This window comes from Pseudomonas palleroniana, assembly GCF_003031675.1.
Taxonomy (GTDB): Bacteria; Pseudomonadota; Gammaproteobacteria; order Pseudomonadales; family Pseudomonadaceae; genus Aquipseudomonas; species Aquipseudomonas palleroniana.
This window is the reverse complement of record NZ_PYWX01000061.1, coordinates 267,735-284,872: the sequence shown is the minus strand read 5'-3', so window position 1 is coordinate 284,872 and position 17,138 is coordinate 267,735. Positions and strand designations below refer to the sequence as shown.

15 protein-coding genes are annotated in these 17,138 nt (G+C 62.5%); 8 read left to right on the top strand and 7 right to left on the bottom strand.

Features of this window, described 5'->3' with window-relative positions; translation table 11 throughout:
• Positions 1-280 precede the first annotated feature (280 nt).
• From purL to C9383_RS28050, 3 genes are all read left to right on the top strand, one after another.
• Complete coding sequence (gene purL, locus C9383_RS21235; protein ID WP_060754292.1) at positions 281-4,177, top strand: phosphoribosylformylglycinamidine synthase; 3,897 nt, start codon at positions 281-283, stop codon at positions 4,175-4,177.
• Positions 4,178-4,181: 4 nt separating this feature from the next.
• Positions 4,182-4,493: a YqfO family protein gene (locus C9383_RS21230; RefSeq protein ID WP_090368747.1), complete on the top strand. Its 312-nt coding sequence runs from the start codon at positions 4,182-4,184 to the stop codon at positions 4,491-4,493.
• Between the two features lie 187 nt (positions 4,494-4,680).
• On the top strand, positions 4,681-4,968 hold the full coding sequence (locus C9383_RS28050) for a hypothetical protein (RefSeq protein WP_143038193.1): 288 nt from the start codon (positions 4,681-4,683) through the stop codon (positions 4,966-4,968).
• 151 nt (positions 4,969-5,119) lie between these two features.
• Here C9383_RS28050 and nagE read toward each other — a convergent pair whose 3' ends face one another.
• The 7 genes from nagE to C9383_RS21195 form a co-directional block, all read right to left on the bottom strand.
• A complete protein-coding gene (gene nagE / locus C9383_RS21225; protein WP_090368750.1) occupies positions 5,120-6,826 on the bottom strand; it encodes an N-acetylglucosamine-specific PTS transporter subunit IIBC in 1,707 nt (568 codons plus the stop codon).
• Positions 6,827-6,853: 27 nt separating this feature from the next.
• The gene (gene ptsP, locus C9383_RS21220; protein ID WP_090368752.1) at positions 6,854-9,364 is read right to left on the bottom strand and encodes a phosphoenolpyruvate--protein phosphotransferase; all 2,511 of its coding nucleotides are present in this window, start codon (positions 9,362-9,364) and stop codon (positions 6,854-6,856) included.
• A 36-nt stretch (positions 9,365-9,400) separates the two neighbouring features.
• Positions 9,401-10,423, bottom strand: a complete 1,023-nt coding sequence (locus C9383_RS21215) for an SIS domain-containing protein (RefSeq protein ID WP_090368754.1) — start codon at positions 10,421-10,423, stop codon at positions 9,401-9,403.
• On the bottom strand, positions 10,404-11,510 hold the full coding sequence (nagA, locus tag C9383_RS21210) for an N-acetylglucosamine-6-phosphate deacetylase (protein WP_060754286.1): 1,107 nt from the start codon (positions 11,508-11,510) through the stop codon (positions 10,404-10,406). The genes C9383_RS21215 and nagA overlap by 20 nt, the downstream gene beginning before the upstream one ends.
• Positions 11,511-11,520: 10 nt before the next feature.
• A complete protein-coding gene (locus tag C9383_RS21205; RefSeq protein WP_060754285.1) occupies positions 11,521-12,279 on the bottom strand; it encodes a GntR family transcriptional regulator in 759 nt (252 codons plus the stop codon).
• A gap of 263 nt (positions 12,280-12,542) precedes the next feature.
• Complete coding sequence (locus tag C9383_RS21200) at positions 12,543-13,046, bottom strand: L,D-transpeptidase family protein (RefSeq protein WP_060754284.1); 504 nt, start codon at positions 13,044-13,046, stop codon at positions 12,543-12,545.
• Positions 13,047-13,084: 38 nt separating this feature from the next.
• Positions 13,085-13,633 (bottom strand): NUDIX hydrolase, encoded by a 549-nt coding sequence (locus tag C9383_RS21195; RefSeq protein ID WP_090368756.1) that lies wholly within the window; start codon positions 13,631-13,633, stop codon positions 13,085-13,087.
• Between the two features lie 146 nt (positions 13,634-13,779).
• On the opposite strand from C9383_RS21195, the gene C9383_RS21190 reads away from it, so the two are divergent.
• The 5 genes from C9383_RS21190 to purT all read left to right on the top strand — a co-directional run bounded on the left by C9383_RS21190 (position 13,780) and on the right by purT (position 17,035).
• Positions 13,780-14,382 (top strand): CoA pyrophosphatase, encoded by a 603-nt coding sequence (locus tag C9383_RS21190; protein ID WP_090368758.1) that lies wholly within the window; start codon positions 13,780-13,782, stop codon positions 14,380-14,382.
• 36 nt (positions 14,383-14,418) lie between these two features.
• On the top strand, positions 14,419-14,943 hold the full coding sequence (locus C9383_RS21185) for a gamma carbonic anhydrase family protein (RefSeq protein WP_060754281.1): 525 nt from the start codon (positions 14,419-14,421) through the stop codon (positions 14,941-14,943).
• The gene (locus C9383_RS21180; RefSeq protein WP_090368760.1) at positions 14,940-15,155 is read left to right on the top strand and encodes a DUF1289 domain-containing protein; all 216 of its coding nucleotides are present in this window, start codon (positions 14,940-14,942) and stop codon (positions 15,153-15,155) included. The genes C9383_RS21185 and C9383_RS21180 overlap by 4 nt, the downstream gene beginning before the upstream one ends.
• A 160-nt stretch (positions 15,156-15,315) precedes the next feature.
• A complete protein-coding gene (locus C9383_RS21175) occupies positions 15,316-15,783 on the top strand; it encodes a VUT family protein (protein WP_090368762.1) in 468 nt (155 codons plus the stop codon).
• Between the two features lie 70 nt (positions 15,784-15,853).
• Positions 15,854-17,035 carry a formate-dependent phosphoribosylglycinamide formyltransferase gene (purT, locus tag C9383_RS21170; protein ID WP_019817237.1) on the top strand — a complete coding sequence of 394 codons (1,182 nt, stop codon included), beginning with the start codon at positions 15,854-15,856 and terminating at the stop codon, positions 17,033-17,035.
• Positions 17,036-17,138: the final 103 nt, after the last annotated feature.

Here is a 17,138-nt window from a genome sequence, read left to right as displayed (position 1 = left end):
GTATACGCAAACGGCCCTCGGCGCCATATCTCGACAGCAGGGGACTTGTCTGCTAGCGCCCGTAAAACCGGGCTGCAGCCCGCAGAAACGCGGGTTGGCAAAGGTTTATGACGGTTAAAATAACTGCATGCGCGGCCCGGCAAAACGCCCCGGGAGCGTGCATTACCTGCCAACTGACGTTCGGCAGCGGCCGGCCGTAGCGTTTCGGGTGCCGTTGGCGGCGGTTTACGCTAGAATGCACGGCCTCAAAGCACACCCCCTTCCCGAGGCTGTCCCGAAGATGTTGATCCTGCGCGGCGCTCCTGCCCTTTCTGCCTTTCGCCACAGCAAACTCCTTGAGCAACTGAGCCAGAAGGTTCCAGCTGTTACAGGCCTGTATGCTGAATTTGCTCACTTCGCCGACGTTACCGGCGTCTTGACCGCCGACGAACAGCAAGTGCTCGCACGCCTTCTGAAGTACGGCCCCAGCGTTCCCGTTCAAGAGCCGACCGGCCGCTTGTTCCTGGTTCTGCCACGGTTCGGCACCATCTCGCCCTGGTCGAGCAAGGCCAGCGATATCGCCCGCAACTGCGGCCTTTCGAACATCCAGCGCCTGGAGCGCGGTATCGCTTTCTACGTCGCCGGCCAGTTCAGCGAGGCCGAAGCCGAGCTGATCGCCAGCAGCCTGCACGACCGCATGACCCAGATCATCGTCAGCCAGCTGGAACAGGCTGCCGGCCTGTTCAGCCATGCCGAACCCAAGCCGCTGACCGCGATCGACGTGCTCGGCGGTGGCCGTGCCGCCCTCGAGAAGGCCAACACCGAACTGGGCCTGGCCCTGGCCGAAGACGAGATCGACTACCTGGTCAACGCCTTCAACGGCTTGAAGCGCAACCCGCACGACATCGAACTGATGATGTTTGCCCAGGCCAACTCCGAGCACTGCCGTCACAAGATCTTCAACGCCAGTTGGGACATCGACGGCGAAAGCCAGGAAAAAAGCCTGTTCGGCATGATCAAGAACACCTACGTGATGCACAGCGAAGGCGTTCTGTCGGCTTACAAGGACAACGCCTCGGTGATCGTCGGCTCCGTCGCCGGCCGTTTCTTCCCGGACCCTGAAACCCGCCAGTACGGCGCGGTGCAGGAGCCGGTGCACATCCTGATGAAGGTTGAAACCCACAACCACCCGACCGCGATTGCCCCGTTCCCGGGCGCAGCCACCGGTTCCGGCGGCGAGATCCGCGACGAAGGCGCCACCGGCCGTGGCGCCAAGCCAAAGGCGGGCCTCACCGGTTTCACCGTGTCGAACCTGCAGATCCCGGGCTTCGAACAGCCGTGGGAAGTGCCGTACGGCAAGCCTGAGCGCATCGTCAACGCACTGGACATCATGATCGAAGGCCCGCTGGGCGGCGCGGCGTTCAACAACGAGTTCGGGCGTCCGGCGCTGACCGGCTATTTCCGTACCTTCGAACAATCCATCACCACCCCGCGTGGCGATGAAGTGCGCGGTTACCACAAGCCGATCATGTTGGCCGGCGGCATGGGCAACATCCGTGAAGAACACGTCAAGAAAGGCGAGATCCTGGTCGGCTCCAAGCTGATCGTGCTCGGTGGCCCGGCGATGCTGATCGGCCTGGGCGGCGGCGCCGCTTCCTCCATGGCCACCGGCACCAGCTCGGCGGACCTGGACTTCGCTTCCGTACAGCGTGAAAACCCGGAGATGGAGCGCCGCTGCCAGGAAGTCATCGACCGTTGCTGGCAGTTGGGTGACAAGAACCCGATCAGCTTCATCCACGACGTCGGCGCGGGTGGTCTGTCCAACGCCTTCCCGGAACTGGTCAACGACGGCGACCGGGGTGGTCGTTTCGAATTGCGCAATATTCCAAACGACGAGCCGGGCATGGCCCCGCACGAAATCTGGAGCAACGAATCCCAGGAACGTTACGTGCTGGCCGTTGGCGCTGAAGACTTCGCGCGCTTCCAGGCCATCTGCGAACGCGAGCGTTGCCCGTTTGCCGTGGTCGGTGAAGCCACTGCCGAACCGCAGTTGACCGTGACTGATAGCCACTTCGGCAACAGCCCGGTGGACATGCCGCTGGAAGTGCTGCTGGGCAAGGCCCCGCGCATGCACCGTTCGGCCGTGCGTGAAACCGAGCTGGGCGACGATTTCGACCCAAGCCCCCTGGACCTGGCCGACAGCATCGAACGCGTGCTGCACCACCCGTCCGTGGCAAGCAAGAGCTTCCTGATCACCATCGGCGACCGCACCATCACCGGCCTGGTTGCGCGTGACCAGATGGTCGGCCCTTGGCAAGTTCCGGTGGCCGACGTTGCCGTCACTGCCACCAGCTTCGACGTCTACACCGGTGAAGCCATGGCCATGGGCGAGCGTACCCCGTTGGCCCTGCTGGACGCTCCGGCGTCGGGGCGCATGGCCATTGGCGAAACCCTGACCAACCTTGCCGCGTCGCGCATCGGCAAGCTGTCCGACATCAAATTGTCGGCCAACTGGATGTCCGCTGCCGGTCACCCGGGTGAAGATGCACGTCTGTACGACACGGTTAAAGCGGTCGGCATGGAACTGTGCCCTGAGCTGGGCATCACCATCCCGGTGGGCAAGGACTCCATGTCCATGGCCACCCGCTGGAACGAGAACGGTACGGACAAGAGCGTCACCTCGCCGTTGTCGCTGATTGTCACCGGTTTCGCACCCGTGACCGACATCCGCCAGACCCTGACCCCGCAACTGCGCATGGACAAGGGCACCACCGATCTGATCCTGATCGACCTGGGCCGTGGCCAGAACCGCATGGGTGCCTCCATCCTGGCACAAACCCATGGCAAACTCGGCAAGCAGGCCCCGGACGTCGATGACGCCGAAGACCTGAAAGCCTTCTTCGCCGTGATCCAGGGCCTCAACGCCGACGGCCACTTGCTGGCTTACCACGACCGTTCCGACGGTGGCCTGCTGACCAGCGTTGTCGAGATGGCCTTCGCCGGCCACTGCGGCCTGAACATCGTGCTCGACAGCGTTGCCGAGGCGGCGGCTGAAATCAACGGCATCCTGTTCAACGAAGAATTGGGCGCGGTGATCCAGGTTCGCCAGGACGCTACCCCGGATGTCCTCGCACAGTTCAGCGCCGCCGGCCTGGACGACTGCGTGGCGGTGATTGGCCAGCCGGTCAACAACGGCGAAATCAATATCTCCTTTGATGGCGACACGGTGTTCTCGGGTCAGCGCCGCTTGCTGCAGCGCCAGTGGGCCGAGACCAGCTACCAGATCCAGCGCCTGCGTGATAACGCCGACTGCGCCCAGCAGGAATTCGACGTGATCCTGGAAGAAGACAACCCGGGCCTGAGCACCAAGCTCAGCTTCGACGTCAACCAGGACATCGCCGCGCCTTACATCAAGAAAGGCATCCGCCCACAAGTTGCCGTACTGCGTGAGCAAGGCGTCAACGGCCAGGTGGAAATGGCGGCTGCGTTCGACCGTGCCGGCTTCAATGCGATCGACGTGCACATGAGCGACATCCTCGCCGGTCGCGTTGACCTCAATGAGTTCAAGGGTCTGGTCGCCTGCGGCGGTTTCTCCTACGGCGACGTGCTGGGTGCCGGTGAAGGCTGGGCCAAGTCGGCCTTGTTCAACAGCCGTGCCCGCGATGCGTTCCAGGGCTTCTTCGAACGCAACGACAGCTTCACCCTGGGTGTGTGCAACGGTTGCCAGATGATGTCCAACCTGCACGAACTGATCCCGGGCAGCGAGTTCTGGCCGCACTTCGTGCGCAACCGTTCCGAGCAGTTCGAAGCCCGTGTCGCCATGGTGCAGGTGCAGGAATCCAACTCGATCTTCCTGCAAGGCATGGCCGGTTCGCGTATGCCGATCGCCATCGCTCACGGTGAAGGCCATGCCGAGTTCGCCAGCGAAGAAGCCTTGCTTGAAGCCGACCTGTCCGGTTGCGTGGCCATGCGTTTCGTCGACAACCACGGCAAGGTCACCGAGGCCTACCCGGCCAACCCGAACGGCTCGCCGCGCGGGATCACCGGCCTCACCAGCCGCGACGGTCGCGTCACCATCATGATGCCGCACCCGGAGCGTGTGTTCCGCGCCGTGCAGAACTCGTGGCGTCCGGAAGAGTGGAACGAAGACGGCGCCTGGATGCGCATGTTCCGCAACGCCCGCGTGTGGGTGAACTAAGGCTGTGTACAAGCTCGCCTTCTTTGTGCCCGCCAGCCACGTGGAGACGGTAAAAACCGCCGTCTTCGCCGCGGGTGGCGGGCGCATCGGCAACTACGACAGCTGCGCCTGGCAAGTGCCGGGTCAGGGCCAGTTCCGCGCGTTGGACGGCAGCCAGCCGTTTATCGGGCAGGTGGGCCAGGTTGAAGTGGTTGAAGAGTGGAAGGTTGAGCTGGTGGTGGCGGATGAGTTGATCGTGGCTGTCGTGGCTGCGCTCAAACTCAGCCACCCGTACGAAACGCCGGCGTATGAGGTGTGGCAGTTAGCGGATTTTTGATTCGCACGCTGCATAAACAAGAAACCCGCTGGGCCAGTTTGGTCAGCGGGTTTTTTGTTGTGTAGGAGGGAGCTTGATCAGGCATCAGGACGGCGATTTTGTAGCGTCAACTGTCAATCTTCACAGTTACGGTAAACACAGGGGAGGTGTTTACTTGGAGTCCTACTTCGCTTCAGAGGGTAAAGTCATGGCACTGCAGATCACTAGCGTAGAGGATTCACAAGGAAATACGATTCCTGATCGCGGGCAAACCCGGGATGTAATACTGAAGTGCTTTGTTGAAACCAATTTTCCCAATCAGGCTTATCTGCTTCGGGTTTCAAAGCGAGTATTGGGCCAAGGAACGTCCGATTCAAATAGGGTGGGTTCGATCACTGTAGATGTTTCACACCTGGAGAAGGCGCAACACTCTTTTAACGTTGCTCTTTCGGACAGTGACGTGTCTAAAAGTTATGTCATTGAGCTTCTTTCATGAATGCACTCTGAATGAAGTGTCAGACCTCAAAACATCAGGCGCCCGTTAAGCCCATTCGCGAGCAAGCCCGCTCCCACACTTTGAATGTATTCACAGATCAAAATGTGGGAGCGGGCTTGCTCGCGAAGAGGTCTTTTCAAACGATGAAGCGTCAGGCGCTTGCCCCGATCTGCGGAGCTCCGACCAACCGCTCCAGTGCCTCACCCAACCTCGGCGCTTTGTCACCAATCAACAGGTGCCAGACACCACTGTCGAGTTGGCTCACACCCTGGCAACCCAGCGCAGTCAGGTCCACTTCGGACAACACTGAATCATCGCCCAACTCCACCCGCAACCGAGTCATCGCCACGGCTTGAAGCTGGCGCACATTCGCCCGGCCGCCCAAGGCGTTCAGCCATTGCTCGGCTTCTTGCACATTCACTGTCATCGGCTTATCCGCAGGCGCAACGCCCACCGGCGTACTGGGCACAAATGACGGCATGGCCAGGCGAATTTCATCGGCGATGCTGTCGGCCATCGGCCCGACCACCACCTGCAAACTCCCACCGTTACCTGGCCGCACCACGGCCATGGCACCCAGCGCTTTCAACTCTGCATCCACCGCCTTGTTGCGATCCACCATGTCCAAGCGCAGGCGCGTGGTGCAGGCACCGACGCTCAGCAGGTTCTCTGCACCGCCCAAGGCCTGGATGTAAGCCGTAGCACGTTGGTTGTCGCTCATGACCTCTGCCTGCGCCACCTGGATATCTTCACGCCCTGGCGTCTTCAGGTTGAACCGACGAATGCAGTAATTGAACACGCTGTAATAGATCAGCGCGTAGGCCAGGCCCACCGGGAACACCAACCAGCCGTTGGTGGACTTGCCCCAGCCCAGTACCATGTCGATAAACCCACCGGAGAAGGTAAACCCGAGGTGGATATTCAGCAGATTGGTGACCGCCATCGACAGGCCGGTCAGCACCGCATGGATCAGGTACAGGAACGGCGCCAGGAACATGAACGCGAATTCAATCGGCTCGGTCACCCCGGTCAAGAACGAGGTCAGTGCCATCGACAGGAAAATCCCGCCCATGACTTTACGGCGCTCCGGCAGTGCATTGCGGTACATCGCCAGGCAGGCGGCAGGCAGGCCGAACAGCATCACCGGGAACATGCCGGTCATGAACTGGCCACCTTTGGGGTCGCCGGCGAAATAGCGGGTAAGGTCGCCGGTCACGACCGCACCGGTGGCCGGGTCGGTAAAGCTGCCGAACACAAACCACGCCATATTGTTGAGGATGTGGTGCAGGCCGGTGACGATCAGCAGGCGGTTGAACACGCCGAACACAAACGCGCCGAGGCTGCCGCTTTCCATCAGCAGCACGCCAAAACTGTTGATGCCATGCTGGATGGGCGGCCAGATCAAGCCAAAGATCACGCCCAGGCCGACCGCACTGAACCCGGTCACAATCGGTACGAACCGTCGTCCACCGAAGAACGCGAGGTACTCCGGCAGCTTGATGTCCTTGAAGCGGTTGTACAGCCCGCCGGCCATCAAGCCGCTGGCGATCCCGGCGAGCATGCCCATGTTGATGCTGGTGTCCATCACCTTGAGGGTGGAGATCATCACCAGGTAACCAATCGCGCCGGCCAGACCCGCGGTGCCGTTGTTGTCACGGGCAAAGCCTACCGCGATGCCGATGGCGAAGATCAGCGCCAGGTTGGCGAAGATCGCCTGACCGGCGTCGTGCATCACCGCGATATTCAAAAGATCGGTGTCGCCCAGGCGCAGCAAGAGGCCGGCGATCGGCAAGATCGCAATCGGCAGCATCAGGGCGCGGCCCAGGCGTTGCAGACCTTCGATAAAGTGTTGGTACATGGCGTGTCTCCTTTTTTCTTGTTGTTGTCAGCTCAGCGGCCAGTGGTGTTGACAGGCTTGGCGAACCGCCCTGGCGCTGCTCAGGTCGAGCAGGCCCTGGCTCAGTTGCCGGCATTGCGCTGCGTCCAGGTGCCGGACGCGGTCCTTGATTTCGCCGATCTGCAGCGGGCTCACCGACAGCTCGCTGACCCCCAGGCCGACCAATACCGGCGTGGCCAGCGGGTCGGAAGCGAGGGCGCCACACACACCCACCCAACGCCCATGCCGGGCCGCGCCGGCACAGGTCTGGGCGATCAATCGCAGCAGGGCCGGGTGCAAGGCGTCGACCCGGGCGGCGAGGCCGGCGTGGTCGCGGTCCATGGCCAGGGTGTATTGGGACAGGTCGTTGGTGCCGATGGACAGGAAGTCCGCGTGCTCGGCCAGTTGTTCGGCCATCAGCGCAGCGGCCGGCACTTCGATCATCACCCCCAGTTCCGGGCGCGTGGTCAGTTCCAACGTTGTGCATAACTCATCGAGGCGCTGGCGAATCTGCAGCAGTTCGTCGACTTCGCTGACCATCGGCAACAGGATGCGGCAGCGCCCCAACGGGTTGACTTGCAGCAGGGCGCGCAATTGCTGGTCGAGCAATTCGGGGCGCGCCTGCGCCATGCGGATGCCGCGCAGGCCCAGCACCGGGTTGGCCTCCACAGGCAGCGGTAAATAGTCGAGCTGCTTGTCGCCGCCCACATCGATGGTGCGGATAATCACGGACTTATCGCCCATCGCGTCCAGCACGGCTTGATAGGCTTGGCGTTGTTCCTGCTCATCCGGCGCGGTACGGCGGTCGACGAAGAGGAATTCGGTGCGCAGCAGGCCGACACCGTCGGCGCCGTTGTCAAACGCCACCTGGGCCTCGGCGCTGGAGGCGACATTGGCGGCAATTTCAATGCGTACGCCATCGGTGGTGCATGCCGGTTCCCGGGCCTGTGCCTGTTGTTGCTGGCGGCGGCGTTTTTGTGCGTCGCGAATCTGGTGCACTTCGGCGTGGCGCGCTTCGCTGGGCGCCAGTTCCAGGCGGCCGTTAGCGGCGTCGAGCACGACGCGTTGGCCTTGCGGCACGTCGAGGACTTCACTGCCCAGCGCGACCACACACGGCAGCCCCTTGCCACGGGCCAGAATGGCGACGTGGGAGGTGGCGCCGCCTTCAGCCATGCAAATGCCGACGGCGTTCTGCGCAGTCAGTTGCAGCAGGTCGGATGGCGTCAGCTCATGGGCGCTGACAATCGCGCCGGCGGGCAGTTCGAAATGCCAGGCTTCGCCCAGCAGCGCACGCAGCACACGTTGCTGCAAATCGCGCAGGTCGTTGGCGCGCTCGGCAAACAGCGGCTTGCCCAGGGCCAGCAGTACGGCACATTGCGCCTGGATTGCGTCGCGCCAGGCGTGGGTGGCGGCGCTGCCCTGTTCGATGGCGGCAGTGGCGGCTTCCAGCAGGGCCGGGTCTTCGAGCAGGGCGAGGTGGGCGGCGAAGATGTCTTCTTCTTCGATGCTCTTGCGCTGGCGGGCGTGGTCCAGCGTACTGCGGATTTCACCGCGTACCTGCTCCAGCGCAGTGTCCAGCCGGCGCAGTTGTTCACTGGCGATGTGATTGCCGCTATCGTGCGGCAGTTCGATGCCGGCCAGGCGGAATAACGGCCCGCAGACCAGCCCCGGCGCGGCGCATACGCCTTGCAGTACGCCGGCTTCGGTGTTGGCCCGACGCGGCGCGGCGACGGCTGGAGCGTGGTGCTCCCCTTTAATGCTGGCGGATAGGGCGGCGACCAACGCTTGCACAGCCGCCTCGGCGTCCTTGCCACGACAGATCACCTGCACCTCATCGCCTTCGCCGATGCCCAGCCCCAACAAACCGATCAGGCTGTCACACGCGGCGTATTTCTCGCCGAAGCGCAGATGGGCGGTGCTGCTGAAACCCTGTGCGGTCTTGCGGATCAACGCGGCAGGGCGGGCATGCAAACCGCCACGGTGGGTAATGCGTACGCTGGCGCTGGCCTCCAAGGCGCAGTTATCCACAGCCGTTTCAAGCGCTGACGTCGAGCGCGCAGTGATCTGCAGCAACGGCTGGCCGACCTCAACGGTTTGCCCTGCGAGCGCGCGTAGTTCAAAACGCTCGCCATTGGTCAGAATGATCAGGCTGACCAGGCTTTTGCACTGGCGCGCGATGCGGTCCAGATCAAACTGCACCAGCGCCTGGCCCAGTTTCACCCGTGCGCCGTTCTCAACCAACAGCGCAAAGCCTTCGCCATTGAGTTCTACCGTGTCGATGCCCACATGCATCAAGATTTCGGCGCCGTTCTCGGCACGGATCGTCAGTGCATGCCCGGTGCGGGCCACATGGATAATCACCCCGTCACACGGCGCGTGCAGGCGATCATTCAGCGGGTCGATGGCAATCCCATCGCCCATGGCGTGGCTGGCGAACACTTCGTCGGGAACGTTGCCCAGGCTCAGCACCGGTCCGCTTAAGGGGGCGCTGAGGGTCAATGCATTATTGTTGTTGGACATGGACACGGTACTCATCAGGAAAACGGTGCACACCACTCAGTGGGTGCGGGTAACTTTGCTCAGGTGACGCGGTTGGTCCGGGTCCATGCCCCGTGCCACCGCCAGGCCGGCGGCCATCACGTAAAAGCTCTGGATCGCCAGGATCGGGTCCAGGCTCGGGTGTTCGGCGCGACTCAGGGTCAGGTCGCGTTCACCGATATCATCCGGCGCGGCCAGCAACACGCGGGCGCCGCGCTGGCGCATATCGGCGGCCAGGCTCAGCAGGCCGGCCTGTTCGGCGCCGCGGGGGGCAAACACCAGCAAGGGGTAGTTCTTGTCGATCAACGCCATCGGCCCGTGGCGCACTTCGGCGCTGCTGAAGGCTTCGGCCTGGATCGCCGAGGTTTCCTTGAGCTTGAGCGCGGCTTCCTGGGCGATGGCAAACCCGGCACCACGGCCGATCACCATCAGTTGCCGGCAGTCGCGCAGGGCCTCGATCGCCAGGCTCCAATCCTGCTGGGCGGCGGTACGCAGCTCGTCCGGCAAGGCGCGGCACGCTTGCAGCAAGGCCTCTTCCTGGTTCCAGTGGCCGATCAGCAGCGCGCTGGCGCTCAAGGTGGCGATAAAGCTTTTAGTCGCGGCAACGCTTTGTTCCGGCCCCGCGCACAGCGGCACGTGGAATTCGCAGGCGGCCTCCAGTGGCGAGCCCTCGGCGTTGACCAGCGAGATACTCAGGGCGCCGCGTTTGCGCAACAGGCGCAGGCTGTTGACCAGGTCCGGGCTTTGCCCCGACTGGGAGAAACCGAACGCCACCTGGCCGCTGACCTTCAATGGCGCCTGCAACAAGGTCACCACCGACATCGGCAACGACGCCACCGGGATACCCACGTGCTGCATGGCCAGGTAGGCAAAGTAACTGGCGGCGTGGTCCGAGCTGCCGCGGGCGATAGTCATCGCCACTTGCGGCGGCTGGCGGCGCAGGCGGCCGGCGATTTCTTCCAGCAGCGGATCCAGGCGCTGCAGTTGCGCCGCGACGGCGTCACATGAGGCCAGGGCCTCTTCAAGCATTTTTGAAGTCAATGGTTTCTCCTTCGACCATTACGTCGGTCAGATGCAGGGAGCGGTCCAGGCGCACGCAGTCGGCAAAACTGCCGGGTTGCAGGCGACCGCGTTCTTCCAGGCCCAGGTAGTCCGCGGGAAACTGCGACAGGCGTTGTGAGGCTTCGCTGATCGGCAGGCCGATTTTCACCAGGTTGCGCAGTGCCTGATCCATGGTCAGGGTGCTGCCGGCGAGAGTTCCGTCGGGCAGGCGCACACCGCCCAGGCATTTGGTCACGGTGTGGCTGCCCAGCTTGTATTCGCCATCGGGCATGCCGGCGGCGGCGGTGGAGTCGGTGACGCAGTACAGGCATGGGATCGCACGCAGCGCCACGTGCATGGCGCCGGGGTGGACATGCAGCAGGTCCGGGATCAATTCGGCGTACTTGGCGTGGGCCAGCGCGGCACCGACGATGCCCGGCTCGCGGTGATGCAGCGGGCTCATGGCGTTGTACAAATGGGTGAAGCTGGTGGCCCCGGCGGCGAGGGCGGCGACGCCTTCTTCGTAGCTGCCCAGGGTGTGGCCGATCTGCATGCGTACGCCGCGCTCGCTGAGTGCGCGGATCAGCGCGTCATGCCCGGCGATTTCCGGGGCGATGGTGATCACGCGGATCGGCGCCAGGCGCAGGTAGGCTTCCACTTCGGCCATCAGCGCGGTGTGGGCGAAATTGGGTTGGGCGCCGAGTTTTCCTGGATTGATGTAGGGGCCTTCCAGGTGTACGCCAAGCACTCGGGCGGCGCCTGTCGGGCGCTGCTCACAGAACGTGCCGAGCTGGCCCAGCACGCGAGAGATTTCGTCTACCGGCGCAGTCATGGTGGTGGCCAGCAGCGATGTCGTCCCAAATCGCACGTGGGTGCGGGTGATGGTCTCGAAGGCGTCGCTGCCTTCCATGATGTCAGCGCCGCCACCGCCGTGTACGTGCAGGTCGATAAAACCGGGTAGCAGGTACGGCAAATCGTTTTGCGCCGGGTCGCACGGCGTGCCTTCGACGGCGATCACCTTGCCGTGTGCGTGCACCAGGCGGCCGCGAATCCAGCCGCCGGGCGTGAGGATATTGTCTTCGGACATGGGCAGTTCTCTAAGGCCGCAACTCGGCGGCGAAGTCATACCTGCGCAGCTCGGCTACGAAGTCGTAGTAGTCGTTGCGGCAGTAGGTGTCGGTGATTTCAATCGGCGTGTTATCGGCGGTGTAGCCGACCCGAGTCATCAGCAGCATGGCGGTGCCGGGGGCAATGCCCACCAGCCTGGCGAACTCGTCGGAAGCGTTGATCGCCTGGATATGTTGCAGGGCACGCACGATGGGTTTGCCGATGCCTTCGAGGTATTCGTACAGCGAATTGCCGATGGCCTGCGGTTGCGGCAGCACCGAGGCGGGCATCGCGGTCATTTCAATTGCCATTACGGTGTCATCGGCTTTGCGCAAACGCTTGAGGCGCGCCACTTTGTCGGTGGGCGACAGGCCCAGGCGGATCAGCTCTTCGTGGGTCGGCGGGGTGATTTCGCGTTCCAGCCATTGGGAGCTGGGCACAAAGCCCTTGAGCCTTAACATTTCGCTGAAGCCCGACAGGCGTGACAGCGGCTGTTCCAGGCGCGGGGTAATAAAGGTGCCGGAGCCCTGGCTGCGGCGGATCAGGCCCTGGGCCAGCAGCACCTCCAGCGCTTTGCGGGCGGTGACCCGTGAGAGGCCCAATTGCTCGCTGAGGACGCGTTCCGATGGCAACGCCTGCTCGGATTTCCACTGGCCGGCATGGATCGCCGCTTCCAGGTTACGCGCCAGTTGCAGGTACAGCGGCGTGGATTGTTTGTCGTCGGGGCGCAGGGTCTGGATGGCATTCATCTGTCAGGTGTCCGATGCGGTTATTGGAGTGTTGTCGCCCGGTATTGGCCGGAAATTAATACCACTTAAATACCATGTCAATGCGCCAAAAACAGTGCAAACCACGGTTTTAAGGCCATGTAATAGGGCTTTGTATGAAGTGGTATTAGAGAGGTCTTTGCCGCGTGCAGAACGGGGCAGCGCGGCGCGGTGAACTGGTATTCACCGGCAGGCGCTGTAGGGGGGCAGGATTTTTTTCGAATTATTTTACGAACGGTGCGAGATTACGGACGAATCTCGATCAGGGTGCCATCTTTGACCAGGTTCCAGACTTCGCGCATGTCCACGTTGCGCATGCCGATACAACCGTCGGTCCAGTCCAGCGTGTGGAACAACTGCTCCGGGTAGTCCTCGCTGTCGGGAGTGCCGTGGATCATGATCATGCTGCCCGGTTTCACCCCTTCACGGCGGGCGCGGGCGGCGTCGCTGATGTTGGGGTAGGAAATGTGCATCGACAGGTTGAATTTGTCGCTGGTCTTGCGCCAGTCGATCCAGTAGAGGCCCTCCGGCGTGCGGCGGTCGCCCTCGATCAGCTTGGCGCCCTTGGGGTTGCGGCCCAGGGAAATGCGGTAGGTCTTGAGAGGCTTGCCGTCGTTGATCAACTGCAACTGACGGGCAGACTTGAGCACCAGGATTTTTTCGACCGGCTTGCCGCCGATGATTTCCACCGTGGAGGCCGAAGACAACGTAGCGAATGACAGGCAGATAACAGCGAGCAACCAACGCATTGAAACGGTTTCCATTGTGGACGATGCCGCCTTGAGTGTTATTTGGCCGGTGGCTTCATAGGCGGCACCGACTCGCTGCGCACCGGGAATACGTGTTGGCGGCGGTCAGCGAAGAAGCATTCTAAGGTACGCCCGACCGTGCGGAAAGCCAGCTCTGACCAAGGGATCTCGGCTTCATCGAACAGCTTCACTTCAAGGCTTTCGGGGCCTGCGGCAAAATCCAGGTCGAGCAGTTCGGCGCGGTAGAAGATATGCACCTGGCTGATGTGCGGCACATCGATCAGGGTATAGATGCACAGGTTGCGTACGCGGGCGCAGGCTTCCTCGAGGGTTTCACGCGTGGCCGCCTGCTCCACGGTCTCGCCGTTCTCCATGAAGCCTGCGGGCAGCGTCCAGTAACCCAGGCGCGGCTCGATGGCGCGGCGGCACAGCAGCACTTTGTCGCCCCACACCGGCACCGTGCCGGCGACGATATTGGGGTTCTGGTAGTGAATGGTCGAGCAGTGGTCGCATACATAGCGCAGGCGGCTGTCGCCTTCGGGAATGCGCTGGGTGACCGGTTTACCGCACTGGCTGCAGAAGTTCATGCTGGGGTTCCTGGAGAGTGGGCCTATCTTGGCTTGGCGGGCAGGGCCCTGCAAGTTGTCGTTTCGCGACATGCACCGGGTTTTGGGGTTGGGTGCCTGCCCGCTTTGGTGCATGATGCAAGGTAGCCAACAGACCGAGATGACTCATGCTGGACGAGCTACTTCGCCGGGTAAGCAATCACACTCCCCACACGCTTGAGACTGACGGGCGTTTCCCCGAGGCCGCCGTGCTGGTGCCGATTACCCGCAGTGACGAACCGGAGCTGATCCTGACCTTGCGCGCCAGCGGCCTGTCGACCCACGGCGGTGAAGTGGCTTTTCCCGGTGGGCGCCGCGATCCGGAAGACCCCGACCTGATTTTTACCGCGTTGCGCGAAGCCGAAGAAGAAATCGGCCTGCCACCTGGTCTGGTGGAGGTGATCGGGCCGTTGAGTCCATTGATTTCCCTGCATGGCATTCGGGTCACGCCCTACGTCGGGGTGATTCCGGATTACGTCGACTACCTGGCCAACGATGCCGAGATCGCCGCAGTCTTCAGCGTGCCCCTGGAGTTTTTCCGCCAGGACCCGCGCGAACACACCCACCGAATCGATTACCAGGGACGCAGTTGGTACGTGCCCAGTTATCGGTTTGGCGAATACAAGATCTGGGGCCTGACGGCGATCATGATTGTCGAACTGATCAACCTGCTGTACGACGACGCCCAGATCAGCCTGCACCAACCCCCCAAGAGTTTCATCAACACCTGAGCCACCGCTTGAGTGGCAACGCCGTGAGGACACACCATGAAATATCGCCTGGGCGAAGCCCGCGTCGAGACCCATCCCCACAGCTGGGTGGCGCCCAATGCCACGCTGGTGGGCAAGGTCAAGCTGGAGGAGGGCGCGAACGTGTGGTTCAACGCGGTATTGCGTGGCGACAACGAACTGATCCTGATCGGCAAGAACAGCAATGTGCAGGACGGCAGCGTAATGCACACCGACATGGGCTACCCGCTGACCCTGGGCACCGGCGTGACCATCGGCCACAACGCCATGCTGCATGGCTGCACCGTCGACGACTACAGCTTGATCGGCATCAACGCGGTGATCCTCAATGGCGCCAAAATCGGCAAGCATTGCATCATCGGGGCCAACTCGCTGATCGGTGAAGGCAAGGAAATTCCTGACGGCTCGCTGGTGATGGGGTCGCCGGGCAAGGTGGTGCGTGAGCTGACCGAAGCGCAGAAACGCATGCTCGAAGCCAGTGCCGCGCACTATGTGCATAACGCGCAACGCTATGCGCGTGACCTGGTCGAGCAGGCAGAATGAACCCCGTTGAACGCCCCGTCGCCTCACCGTGCGTGAGCATTTGTGCACTGGATGATGATGATATTTGCACCGGCTGCCAGCGCACCGTGGATGAAATCACCCGCTGGAGCCGCATGGACAATGCCGAGCGGCGGGTGGTACTCGGGCTGTGCCATGAACGGGCGAAAGCGAGTGGGTTGGTGTGGATGATGCCCGGCAAATCCGGTGCCTGATAGATCGCTTTCGCGAGCAAGCCCGCTCCCACATTTTGACCGCGTTCCTACAGGATGAACACAGTCAACTGTGGGAGCGGGCTTGCTCGCGAAGAGGCACTCCCAGACGATATGTCTTTATTTGTGTACCCTGTGTGGCATTACCCACAGGTCCCTTCCCATGCTTTTCCTGATCGCCTACATCAGCAGCGTCGTGCTGATCAATTTCGCCTTTTCCACCGCCCCGCACCTGGATGTCATCTGGTCCGCCTGGGGTGGCCTGGTGTTTATCCTGCGCGACATGGTGCAGACGCGCTTTGGTCATGGCGCGATCGTCGCCATGCTGGCGGCGCTGGTGCTGTCATATGTGACGTCCGACCCGGCGATTGCCCTGGCCAGTGCCACGGCGTTCGCGGTGTCCGAGTGTATTGACTGGCTGGTGTTCACCATCACCAAGCGCCCCCTCCACGATCGTCTGTGGATAAGTTCGGCGCTGAGCATTCCGCTCGATACCTTTATTTTCTTCGGCCTGATTGGTGCGCTCACACCGGCGGTGGTGGGGACGGCATTGGTGTCGAAATTTGCCGGGGTCACGGTGGTGTGGCTGGTCATGGCGTGGCGCCTGCGCAAGCGTGCCGTCGCCAACTGAGGCCAATTTTTACAGTTCATGTAAAATGCCGGCCTTTCTCCCCCATGATCCGCTCCCCTGAGGACCTGAGATGACCCGAATCGGAACTCCATTGTCGCCAACCGCGACCCGCGTTTTGCTGTGTGGCTGCGGTGAGCTGGGCAAGGAAGTGGTGATCGAGCTGCAACGCCTGGGCGTTGAAGTGATTGCCGTGGATCGCTACGCCAACGCGCCGGCCATGCAGGTCGCCCATCGCAGCCATGTGATCAACATGCTCGACGGCGCGGCCCTGCGCGCAGTGATCGAGGCCGAGAAACCGCACTTCATCGTGCCGGAAATCGAAGCCATCGCCACCGCCACCCTGGTGGAACTGGAGGCCGAAGGCTTCACCGTGATCCCTACCGCGCGTGCCACCTCGCTGACCATGAACCGCGAAGGCATCCGTCGCCTGGCCGCCGAAGAGCTGGACCTGCCGACCTCGCCGTACCACTTCGCCGATACCTTCGAAGACTACAGCAAGGCCGTCCAGGACCTGGGCTTCCCCTGCGTGGTCAAGCCGGTAATGAGTTCGTCGGGCAAGGGCCAGAGCCTGCTGCGCAGCACTGACGACGTGCAGAAAGCCTGGGATTACGCGCAAGAGGGCGGGCGCGCCGGCAAAGGCCGCGTGATCATCGAGGGTTTTATCGACTTCGACTACGAAATCACCTTGCTGACCGTGCGCCACATCGGCGGCACGACCTTCTGCGCGCCGGTTGGCCATCGCCAGGAGAAGGGCGATTACCAGGAATCCTGGCAGCCGCAAGCCATGAGCCCGATTGCCCTGGCGGAGTCCGAGCGTGTCGCCAAGGCGGTCACCGAGGCGCTGGGTGGGCGTGGCCTGTTTGGCGTGGAGTTGTTCATCAAGGGTGATCAGGTATGGTTCAGCGAAGTGTCGCCACGTCCCCATGACACTGGCCTGGTGACCCTGATCTCCCAGGACCTGTCGCAGTTCGCGCTGCACGCGCGCGCCATTCTGGGCCTGCCGATCCCGTTGATCCGTCAGTTCGGGCCTTCGGCTTCGGCGGTCATCCTGGTGGAAGGGCAGTCGACCCAGACCGCATTCGCCAACCTGGGCGCCGCACTGAGCGAGCCGGACACGGCGTTGCGACTGTTCGGCAAGCCAGAAGTGAATGGTCAGCGCCGCATGGGTGTGGCGTTGGCTCGGGATGAGTCGATTGAGGCGGCACGGGCCAAGGCGACCCGTGCTTCCCAGGCTGTCGTTGTAGAGCTGTAATCACGTACAGATCGTTCCCACGCTCTGCGTGGGAATGCCTCTTGTGACGCTCTGCGTCACGCTTTGGGACGCAGAGCGTCCCGGTCTGCATTCCCACGCGGAG

Coding starts and splice junctions, on each gene's coding strand:
- purL (WP_060754292.1), top strand. CDS start 281: ATGTTGATCCTGCGCGGCGCTCCTGCCCTTTCTGCCTTTCGCCACAGC.
- C9383_RS28050 (WP_143038193.1), top strand. CDS start 4,681: ATGGCACTGCAGATCACTAGCGTAGAGGATTCACAAGGAAATACGATT.
- nagE (WP_090368750.1), bottom strand. CDS start 6,826: ATGTACCAACACTTTATCGAAGGTCTGCAACGCCTGGGCCGCGCCCTG.
- ptsP (WP_090368752.1), bottom strand. CDS start 9,364: ATGTCCAACAACAATAATGCATTGACCCTCAGCGCCCCCTTAAGCGGA.
- nagA (WP_060754286.1), bottom strand. CDS start 11,510: ATGTCCGAAGACAATATCCTCACGCCCGGCGGCTGGATTCGCGGCCGC.
- C9383_RS21205 (WP_060754285.1), bottom strand. CDS start 12,279: ATGAATGCCATCCAGACCCTGCGCCCCGACGACAAACAATCCACGCCG.
- C9383_RS21200 (WP_060754284.1), bottom strand. CDS start 13,046: ATGCGTTGGTTGCTCGCTGTTATCTGCCTGTCATTCGCTACGTTGTCT.
- C9383_RS21195 (WP_090368756.1), bottom strand. CDS start 13,633: ATGAACTTCTGCAGCCAGTGCGGTAAACCGGTCACCCAGCGCATTCCC.
- C9383_RS21190 (WP_090368758.1), top strand. CDS start 13,780: ATGCTGGACGAGCTACTTCGCCGGGTAAGCAATCACACTCCCCACACG.
- C9383_RS21185 (WP_060754281.1), top strand. CDS start 14,419: ATGAAATATCGCCTGGGCGAAGCCCGCGTCGAGACCCATCCCCACAGC.
- C9383_RS21180 (WP_090368760.1), top strand. CDS start 14,940: ATGAACCCCGTTGAACGCCCCGTCGCCTCACCGTGCGTGAGCATTTGT.
- C9383_RS21175 (WP_090368762.1), top strand. CDS start 15,316: ATGCTTTTCCTGATCGCCTACATCAGCAGCGTCGTGCTGATCAATTTC.
- purT (WP_019817237.1), top strand. CDS start 15,854: ATGACCCGAATCGGAACTCCATTGTCGCCAACCGCGACCCGCGTTTTG.